This is a genomic window from Curtobacterium subtropicum (assembly GCF_030362975.1).
GTDB classification, from domain to species: domain Bacteria; phylum Actinomycetota; class Actinomycetes; order Actinomycetales; family Microbacteriaceae; genus Curtobacterium; species Curtobacterium subtropicum.
In genome coordinates, this window is sequence record NZ_JAUCMM010000004.1 from 133,709 (window position 1) to 143,253 (window position 9,545).

Consider the following 9,545-nt stretch of genomic DNA (forward strand, 5'->3'; position numbering starts at 1 on the left):
GTGCCTAGACCAGGCAGCGCGGCCCGAGCAGGCTCTTCAGCTCGCCGAACAGGTCGGGCGTCAGGTTCACCGGGAACGGCAGCTCGAACGTTCGGGCGACGTCGTCCTTGAGCAGCCGGAGCCGCACCTCGGTCTCGCCCTGGTGTCGGCCGAGCACGGCGGCGAGCTCGGTCACCGTCGACGTCGTCGCCTGGCGCTCGGGCAGGGACAGCGTCAGCGGTCCGGACCCCATCGCGTCGCCGACGTTCGGCTGGAACATGCTGACCGCGTGCAGGGCCTTGCCGTCGTCGCGGACGTTGACCCTGCCGCGGAGCACCACGATCGAGTCCGCCACCAGGGACGGTCCGAACTCCTGGTAGGTCTTGCCGAGGAACATCACGCCGATCTCGCCGCCGAAGTCCTCGATCTGCACGATGCCGTACGGGTTGCCGCTCGACTTCGCGACGCGGTGCTGCACGCTGGTCAGCAGCCCGGCGACCGTGACCGTCTCGCCCTCGATGCCGTCGTCGGCGGCGATGAGGTCGGCGATGGTGATCGACTGGTGCTTCGCCAGTTCGATCTCGAGGCCGGCGAGCGGGTGGTCGGACACGTACAGCCCCAGCATGTCCCGCTCGAAGGCGAGCTTGTCGCGCTTCGACCACTCGGGCCGGTCCGGCACCTGGGACACCGGCGCGGACGCGGGCGTCTCCTCGGCGACCTCGGCGAACAGCGAGTCGAAGTCGAACCCGACGTTGCCGTTGGCCTCGTCGCGCTTCACCTTCACGGCGCCTTCGACCGCACCCTCGTGGATCTCGACGAGCGCACGTCGGGTGTCGCCGAACTCGTCGAAGGCACCGGCCTTGATGAGCGACTCGACCGTCCGCTTGTTCGCCGACGAGATCGGGATCTTCCGCAGGAAGTCGTGGAACGACTCGAACGCGCCCTTCTCCGTCCGGGCCTGCACGATGTCGTCGACGACGTTGAAGCCGACGTTGCGGATCGCACCCATGCCGAAGCGGATGTCGTCGCCGACGGCCGCGAAGAAGCCGATCGACTCGTTGACGTCCGGCGGCATGACCCGGATGCCCATCCGGCGGCACTCGTTGAGGTACAGCGCGAGCTTGTCGCGGGCGTCACCGACGCTGGTCAGCAGCGCCGCCATGTACTCGGCCGGGTAGTGCGCCTTGAGGTAGGCCGTCCAGAACGACACCACGCCGTACGCGGCGGAGTGCGCCTTGTTGAACGCGTAGTCGGAGAACGGCAGCAGGATGTCCCAGAGCGTCTTGATCGCCGCGGCCGAGTAGCCGTTGTCCTGCATGCCCTTCTCGAAGCCCGCGTACTGCTTGTCCAGCTCGGACTTCTTCTTCTTGCCCATCGCGCGACGGAGGATGTCCGCCTGGCCGAGCGAGAACCCGGCGACCTTCTGCGCGATGGCCATGACCTGCTCCTGGTAGATGATCAGGCCGTAGGTCGTGCCGATGATGTCCTGCAGGGGCTCCTCGAGCTCCGGGTGGATCGGCGTGATCGCCTGCTCGCCGTTCTTGCGGAGCGCGTAGTTCGTGTGCGAGTTCGCACCCATGGGGCCCGGTCGGTACAGGGCGATGAGCGCGGAGATGTCCTCGAAGTTGTCCGGCTTCATCAGGCGGAGCAGACCACGCATCGGGCCGCCGTCGAGCTGGAACACGCCCAGGGTGTCCCCGCGCTGCAGCAGTTGGTAGGCGGCTTCGTCCTCGAGGCCCATCGTCTCGAGGTCGAGCTCGATGCCCCGGTTCGACTTGATGTTGTCGAGGGCGTCGCTGATGATCGTCAGGTTCCGGAGACCCAGGAAGTCCATCTTGATCAGGCCGAGCGACTCCGCTGCCGGGTAGTCGAACTGCGTGACGATCTGGCCGTCCTGCTCGCGCTTCATCACCGGGATGATGTCGATGAGCGGCTCGCTCGACATGATCACACCGGCGGCGTGCACGCCCCACTGGCGCTTCAGGCCCTCGAGCCCGAGCGCGGTGTCGAAGACGGTCTTCGCCTCGGGGTCGGTCTCGACGACCGTCCGGACGTCGACCGCCTCCTTGTACCGGGGGTGGTCCTTGTCGAAGATCCCGGTGAGCGGGATGTCCTTGCCCATCACGGGCGGCGGCATCGCCTTCGTGAGCTTCTCGCCCATGCCGAACGGGAAGCCGAGGACGCGCGAGGAGTCCTTGAGCGCCTGCTTCGCCTTGATGGTGCCGTACGTGACGATCTGCGCGACGCGCGCCGACCCGTACTTCTCGGTGACGTACTTGATCGCCTCACCGCGGCGCCGGTCGTCGAAGTCGACGTCGAAGTCGGGCATCGAGACGCGGTCCGGGTTGAGGAAGCGCTCGAAGATCAGCCCGTGCCGGATCGGGTCGAGGTCGGTGATGCGCATTGCGTACGCCACCATCGAGCCGGCACCGGAACCACGGCCCGGACCGACGCGGATGCCGTTGTTCTTCGACCAGTTGATGAAGTCGGCGACCACCAGGAAGTAGCCCGGGAAGCCCATCTGGTTGATGATCCCGACCTCGTAGTCGGCGCGGTCCTGGACCTCCTTCGAGATGCCGTCCGGGTACCGGTACTGCAGGCCCTTCGCGACCTCCTTCTCGAACCAGGAGTGCTCGGTCTCACCCTCGGGCACCGGGAACTTCGGCATGTAGTTCGCCGCGGTGTCGAACTCGACGTCGCACCGCTCGGCGATGAGCAGCGTGTTGTCGCAGGCTTCGGGGTGGTCGCGGAAGACGTGCCGCATCTGCTGCGGGGTCTTCAGGTAGAACTCGTCGGCGTCGAACTTGAAGCGGTTCGGGTCGTTGAGGGTCGAGCCGGACTGGACGCAGAGGAGCGCCGCGTGCGACTTCGCGTCGTGCGAGTGCGTGTAGTGCAGGTCGTTCGTGCCGACCAACGGGATACCGAGGTCCTTCGAGATCCGGACGACGTCCTCGATCACCCGGCGCTCGATCTCGAGCCCGTGGTCCATGATCTCGGCGAAGTAGTTGTCCTTGCCGAAGATGTCGCGGTAGTCCGCCGCAGCCTTGAGCGCCTCGTCGTACTGGCCGAGGCGGAGGCGCGTCTGGATCTCGCCGGAGGGACAGCCCGTCGTCGCGATGATCCCCTCGTGGTACTGGTCGAGGAGCTCGATGTCCATGCGGGGCTTGAAGTAGTAGCCCTCGATCGACGCCCGGCTCGACAGCCGGAACAGGTTGTGCATGCCCGTGGTGTTCTCGGCGAACATCGTCATGTGCGTGTACGCGCCCGAGCCGGACACGTCGTCCCCGCCGCCGTCGCCCCAGCGCACACGAGTCTTGTCCGACCGGTGCGTGCGGGGCGTGATGTACGCCTCGGTCCCGATGATGGGCTTGACCCCGCCGGCCTTCGCCGCCTTCCAGAACTCGAACGCGCCGAACATGTTGCCGTGGTCGGTGACCGCGACGGCCGGCATGCCCTGCGCGGCGGTCTCGGCGACCAGGTCGCTCAACCGGGCGGCGCCGTCGAGCATCGAGTACTCACTGTGCACGTGCAGGTGGACGAAGGAGTCGGAATCCGACACGGGACCTCCGGTTTCGACGGGGACTGCTGCGGGGCGGGACAAGCCTAACCGGCAGCACCGACGTCCCCCGCGTGTCCGGCGTGCCCGGCGCCGGGTGCCCGGCGGTCCCGCCGCGCGAGCGGGCGTGACACGCCGCAGGCGGCTCGCCGAGCGGGCGGAACGCGTCGGCTGATGCCGCCGACCGTGACGGATCCTGCCCGCTCGACGACGTCGAGGCCGGCAGACGTGACCCGACGACGGACGGGAGGCACGGGGCGGCCCCGCCACGCGCCTCCCGGCCGCACGCAACGCACGATGGGCACGACGGCCGGCCCGCTCAGGTCGCACGACCTGCCGCTCACTTCCCCACCGCACGGCATGTCGTGCGACCGGAACGACCGCGAGCGGCATGTCGTGCGACCGGAAGAGCGCGCCGGCGCCGCCGGCCCCGCCGGCCTACGCCGATGCGGCGCGGATGCGGTCGAGCGCCTCCTGCAGGTCGTCGGGGTAGGACGCCTCGAACTCGACCCACTCCCCCGTGCGCGGGTGCTCGAACCCGAGCCGGACCGCGTCGAGCCACTGCCGCGTCAGCCCGAGCTCCGACGCCAGCACCGGGTCCGCGCCGTACATCGTGTCGCCGACGAGCGGGTGCTTCGTCGCCGCCATGTGCACGCGGATCTGGTGCGTCCGCCCGGTCTCCAGGTGCACTTCGAGCAGGCTCGCCGACCGGAAGGCCTCGAGGGTCTCGTAGTGCGTCACGCTCGGCTTGCCGTCCGCCGTGACCGCGAACTTCCAGTCGCTCGACGGGTGCCGACCGATCGGGGCGTCGATGGTCCCCGCAGTCGGGTCGGGGTGCCCCTGCGCCAGCGCGTGGTAGACCTTGTCGACCGTGCGCTCCTTGAACGCCCGCTTCAGGTGCGTGTACGCCAGCTCGGTCTTCGCGACGACCATCAGGCCCGAGGTCCCGACGTCGAGCCGGTGCACGATGCCCGCGCGCTCGGCGGCGCCGGAGGTCGCGATCGTGAAGCCAGCGGCGGCGAGCCCACCGGGGACGGTCGGCCCGTCCCAGCCGGGCGACGGGTGCGCGGCGACGCCGATCGGCTTGTCGACGACGACGATGTCCTCGTCGTCGTGCACGATCCGCATGCCGGGCACCTCGACGGGCACGATGCGCGGGGGTTCCTTCGGCGACCACTCGACCTCGAGCCACGAGTCGGCGTGCAGCCGGTCGGACTTGCCGACCTCGACGCCGTCGACCCGGACGCCACCGGCCGCGACGACCTCGGCCGCGAAGGACCGCGAGAACCCGAGCAGCTTCGCGATGGCCGCGTCGACCCGCTCGCCGGCGAGACCGTCCGGCACGGGCAGGGAACGCTGTTCGCTCACGTCGCGTCGTGCCCGAGGACGTCGCGGCCGTCGCGCGGCGCACGCGGGTCCGGCTCCGCGACCACCGGACGGGAGGCACGGGGAGCCTCCGCCCCGTCGGCCGCGTCCGATCGGGCGGCCGCGTCGGCAGCGCGCTGCTGCTTCGCGGACAACGCGCGGGTGCCGTCGAGGTTCACCCCGAGGATCACGAGCAGCACGAACACGACCATGCTCACGCAGATGAACGAGTCGGCGATGTTGTAGATCGCGGGCATCATCCACGGCGTGGAGATGAAGTCGACCACGTGACCGCGGCCGAAGCCCGGCTCACGGAAGAGCCGGTCGAGCAGGTTGCCGAGCGCACCGCCGAGCAGCATGCCGAGCACGATCGCCCACCACATCGACCGGATGCGCCGGGCGAACACGATGATGGCGACGACGACCGCCGTCGACACGATCGAGAACACCCACGTCATGTTGACCGCGAACGAGAACGCGGCGCCGGGGTTCCGGACGTACAGCAGCTGCAGCGCGTCACCGAGGACCGGGACGGCCTGACCGTACGGCAGGTTCGCGACGACGAGTGCCTTCACGCCCTGGTCGAGCGCCACCACGACGACAGCGGCGAAGGCCAGTGCCGCGATCGCGCGGACACTGACCTTCGCCGTCGGTGCTGGTCTGACCAACGTCAGTTGCCGAAGCCCTGCGCCGAGGCGGGCGCCGGGGTGAGGCCGGACTCCTGCGAGCCGGACCCGTCGAGCTCGGCGAGCTGACCCTGGATGTAGCTCTTGAGCTGCGCACGGTAGTCGCGCTCGAAGGTGCGGAGTTCGTCGATCTTGCCCTCGAGCTGACGCTGCTCGCCCTCGAGGACCGCGACGCGCTGGCGGTTGGTGTTCTCGGTGTCGGCGATGATCTGGCGCTGCTTCGCCTCGGCCTCGGAGACCAGGCGGGCGGCCTGTGCGGTGCCCTCGGCGATGAGTGCGTCGCGCTTCTCGATGCCCTCGCGGACGTGCTCCTCGTGCAGGCGGCGCGCGAGCGTCAGGAGGTTCGTGGTGCCCTCGGTGTCCTCGTCGGCCGGGACGGTCGACGGGGCCGGAGCGGCGGCGGCGACCGGCGCGGGCTCCGGAGCGGCGGCGACGGGAGCCGGCTCGGGCTCGGGGGTCGACTCGGGCTGCTGCTCGACGGGCTGCTCGGCCGCGGCCGACTTCGGCGCCGACTCGGCTGCCTGCAGGCGCTGGCGGAGCTCGTCGTTCTCGGCCGTCAGGCGGCGGAGCTCGACGACGACCTCGTCCAGGAAGTCGTCGACCTCGTCCTGGTCGTAGCCCTCGCGGAACTTCGTCGGCTGGAACCGCTTGTTGACTACGTCTTCCGGCGTCAAAGCCATTGCCGTCACCTCAATAGAACTGCTGAACGTGTGGAACCACTTGAGTCGCGACCGAATCTACCAGCCGCGACGAGCGGTGCGGATGTCCACCGGAGCGGACATCGATCCCGACCACCGTACACCGGGGCCGGATCGGAACCGTGACCTTGACCGCGGCGCGGCGCGTGTCGCGGCGGTGTGCTGCTCAGAAACCGCGGGCGAGTCCGCCGACGATCACCCGGAGGATGATCACCACGAGCATGACGATCGTCCAACCGAAGTCGAGCGCGACCGGACCCAGCCGCAGCGGCGGGAGCAGTCGACGGACGAACCGGATCGGCGGGTCGGTGAGCGTGTAGACGACGTCGGCGACCACGAGCATCGCGCCCCGGGGACGCCAGGTGCGGTTGTACGCCTGCACGATGTCGAACGCGAACCGGCCCCACATCACGAAGAAGTAGAGCAGGAGGGCGAAGGAGAGGATCCCGAAGACCAGTGACACGATGGGGCTCGCTCGGCTCGGGTGCGTCCGCCGTCACGGCGACCGCACGGGGCGGGGTGAACCGGGCTCCGGCTCAGGACTGGGCGAAGAAGGACGCCTCGATGTCGGACTCTACCTCAGCAGGCTCACCGCTCACCGCGACGTGGGCCGGCGAGAGCAGGAAGACCTTGTTCGTCACGCGCTCGATCTTGCCGTAGAGGCCGAGCGACAGTCCCGACGCGAAGTCGATCATGCGGCGGGCGTCCGACTCGGTCATCTGCGAGAGGTTGATGATGACGGGGATGCCGTCGCGGAAGCTCTCGGCGATGGACTGGGCGTCCTTGTACTCGCGCGGGTGGACGGTGAGGATCTCGTTCATTTCCTGGACCGGGGTCGCCTTCTGTGCGGTCGTGTGCGAGCGGCGGAGCGGGGTGACCTGGGCGCCGCGCTGGTGGGTGTGCGTCTTGGGCTCGGCGGGGGCGGCGGCCGGGGCTGCTGCCGGCGCCGCGGCGGCGGGTGCGGAGGCAGCCGGGGCCTGGGCAGCCGGCGCTGCCGCGGGAGCCGCTGCGGGGGCGGCGGCCTGGCGCGTCGGTGCGGCCGCCTGCTGCTGCTCGTCCTCGTACAGTTCCTCGTCCGCGAGGCCGAGGTAGACCATCGTCTTCTTGAGCGGGTTCGCCATGGTTCCTCCGGAGGTCGGTGCTCGTGGTGCCCTGCAACGAGGCTAGGGCGCGGCCGGCCGGTTTCCCGTGATTGCGGTCCCGATCCGGAGGTGTGTCGCGCCCTCGGCGATCGCCTCGGCGAAGTCGCCGCTCATCCCCGCCGAGATGTCGGTGGCGTCGGGGGCGAGTGCGACGACCCGCGACGAGATCCCGCGCAGTCGTGCGAAGGCCCGACGGGGCTCTTCGTCGAGCGGCGCGACCGCCATCACCCCGCGCAGTCGGATCGTGCCGGTGGCGAGGACCCGCTCGACCATGGCGTCGACGTCGGCCGGTCGCACGCCCCCGCGACCGGGGTCGTCGGTCAGGTTGACCTGCACGAAGCCGTCGACCACCCGCGGGTCCGGCTCGGTCTCGGTGGGCGCGAAGGCGTCGACGACCGAGTCGCGGTCGAGCGACTGCACGACGTCGGCGTAGCGGCGCACCTGCCGGGCCTTCTTCGACTGCAGCTGCCCGACGAAGTGCCAGGTCAGGTCGAGGTCGGCGAGCTCGGCTGCCTTGGCCTGCGCCTCCTGGTGCCGGTTCTCCCCCACGTCGGTGACGCCGAGCGCGGCGAGCTGCCGCACCAGCGAGGCCGGGTGGTACTTCGTCACGACGACGAGCGTCAGGTCGTCGACCGAGCGGCCGGCAGACCGGGCGGCGTCGGCGACGGCCCCGCGGACGGACGCGAGACGCGCCTCCGGTCCGTCAGGTTCGACGGACGGGAGGCGCGGATCACCTGCCACGGGACGGGTTACTTCAGGAAGTCGGGGACGTCGAGCTCGTCGTCGTCGTCGAAGGCCGGGTCGGCAGCGCGACGCACGGGCGCCTCGTGCTCCTGCGTCGACCAGGACGGCGCGCTCGTCGCGGTGTCCTCGATCACACCGGTACCGGCAGCGCCGGCCGAGGCCGATGCGCCGGACTCCGGGTCGACCCAGCTGGAGCGCCGCTCCTTCTGCTGAGCGCCCGGCTCGCCGCCGTCGAAGCCCGCGGCGATGACGGTCACACGGACCTCGTCGCCGAGGGTGTCGTCGATGACCGCACCGAAGATGATGTTCGCCTCGGGGTGGACGGCCTCCTGCACCAGACGGGCGGCGTCGTTGATCTCGAAGATGCCGAGGTTCGACCCGCCCTGGATCGACAGCAGCACGCCGTGCGCACCGTCGATCGAGGCCTCGAGGAGCGGCGACGCGACGGCGAGCTCGGCCGCCTTGATCGCACGGTCGGCACCACGGGACGAGCCGATCCCCATGAGGGCCGAACCGGCACCCTGCATGACGCTCTTCACGTCGGCGAAGTCGAGGTTGATGAGGCCGGGGGTGGTGATCAGGTCGGTGATGCCCTGGACGCCGGCGAGCAGCACCTGGTCGGCGGTCGCGAAGGCCTCGACCATGGAGATGCCGCGGTCGCTGATCTCGAGCAGGCGGTCGTTCGGGACGACGATGAGCGTGTCGACCTCGTCCTTCAGGGACGCGACGCCGTTCTCGGCCTGCGACTGCCGCCGCTTGCCCTCGAAGCTGAACGGCTTCGTGACGACACCGATGGTGAGCGCGCCGATCGACTTCGCGATGCGGGCGACCACGGGCGCACCACCCGTCCCGGTCCCGCCACCCTCGCCTGCGGTGACGAAGACCATGTCGGCACCCGCGAGGGCCTCCTCGATCTCCTCAGCGTGGTCCTCGGCGGCACGACGGCCGACCTCCGGGTCCGCGCCGGCACCGAGGCCGCGGGTGATCTCGCGGCCCACGTCGAGCTTGACGTCGGCGTCGCTGAGCAGGAGTGCCTGCGCGTCGGTGTTGATCGCGATGAACTCGACGCCGCGGAGGCCGAGCTCGATCATGCGGTTCACGGCGTTCACGCCGCCGCCGCCGACGCCGACGACCTTGATGACGGCGAGGTAGTTGTGGTTCGTGGTCACGTCAGTCGGGCCTCCGGTCGAACCCTCAACCTCTACTTGAAGTTCAGGGGCGTTGCTGGTAGTTGTGGTGCTGCCACGACGCTACGGGTGCGCTCCGCGCGCTGTCGCCCCGCCACGCCGCGTGTCGCCGATCGTGTCGCCGAGATTCCCGCTGTCGCTGCTGCCGGGGCCGTCGTCGCTGCCGCGGCCGTCGCCGCCGTCCCGGC

Annotated in this window: 8 protein-coding genes; all 8 read right to left on the reverse strand. The window is 70.0% G+C overall.

The annotated features are described in order from the left end of the window. Nucleotides 1–4 precede the first annotated feature (4 nt). Nucleotides 5–3,487 carry a DNA polymerase III subunit alpha gene (gene dnaE / locus QUG98_RS08075; RefSeq protein WP_434533425.1) on the reverse strand — a complete coding sequence of 1,161 codons (3,483 nt, stop codon included), beginning with the start codon at nt 3,485–3,487 and terminating at the stop codon, nt 5–7. A 486-nt stretch (nt 3,488–3,973) separates the two neighbouring features. Beyond that, on the reverse strand, nt 3,974–4,903 hold the full coding sequence (locus QUG98_RS08080) for an RluA family pseudouridine synthase (RefSeq protein ID WP_289470039.1): 930 nt from the start codon (nt 4,901–4,903) through the stop codon (nt 3,974–3,976). Continuing rightward, nucleotides 4,900–5,568, reverse strand: coding sequence for a signal peptidase II (lspA, locus tag QUG98_RS08085; protein ID WP_289470040.1), 669 nt, complete (start codon nt 5,566–5,568; stop codon nt 4,900–4,902). Before lspA ends, QUG98_RS08080 begins: the two co-directional genes overlap by 4 nt. Nucleotides 5,569–5,570: 2 nt before the next feature. Then, on the reverse strand, nt 5,571–6,266 hold the full coding sequence (locus QUG98_RS08090; protein ID WP_289470041.1) for a DivIVA domain-containing protein: 696 nt from the start codon (nt 6,264–6,266) through the stop codon (nt 5,571–5,573). A gap of 184 nt (nt 6,267–6,450) precedes the next feature. Continuing rightward, a complete protein-coding gene (locus tag QUG98_RS08095) occupies nt 6,451–6,747 on the reverse strand; it encodes a YggT family protein (RefSeq protein WP_082687673.1) in 297 nt (98 codons plus the stop codon). A 73-nt stretch (nt 6,748–6,820) separates the two neighbouring features. Then, entirely contained in the window at nt 6,821–7,405 is a 585-nt protein-coding gene (locus QUG98_RS08100) for a cell division protein SepF (protein WP_289470042.1), read from the reverse strand. Nucleotides 7,406–7,447: 42 nt separating this feature from the next. Further along, complete coding sequence (locus tag QUG98_RS08105) at nt 7,448–8,167, reverse strand: YggS family pyridoxal phosphate-dependent enzyme (RefSeq protein ID WP_289470043.1); 720 nt, start codon at nt 8,165–8,167, stop codon at nt 7,448–7,450. 8 nt (nt 8,168–8,175) lie between these two features. Next, nucleotides 8,176–9,339, reverse strand: a complete 1,164-nt coding sequence (ftsZ, locus tag QUG98_RS08110) for a cell division protein FtsZ (RefSeq protein WP_289470044.1) — start codon at nt 9,337–9,339, stop codon at nt 8,176–8,178. Nucleotides 9,340–9,545: the final 206 nt, after the last annotated feature.

Coding starts and splice junctions, on each gene's coding strand:
- dnaE (WP_434533425.1), bottom strand. CDS start 3,487: ATGCTCGACGGCGCCGCCCGGTTGAGCGACCTGGTCGCCGAGACCGCC.
- QUG98_RS08090 (WP_289470041.1), bottom strand. CDS start 6,266: ATGGCTTTGACGCCGGAAGACGTAGTCAACAAGCGGTTCCAGCCGACG.
- QUG98_RS08100 (WP_289470042.1), bottom strand. CDS start 7,405: ATGGCGAACCCGCTCAAGAAGACGATGGTCTACCTCGGCCTCGCGGAC.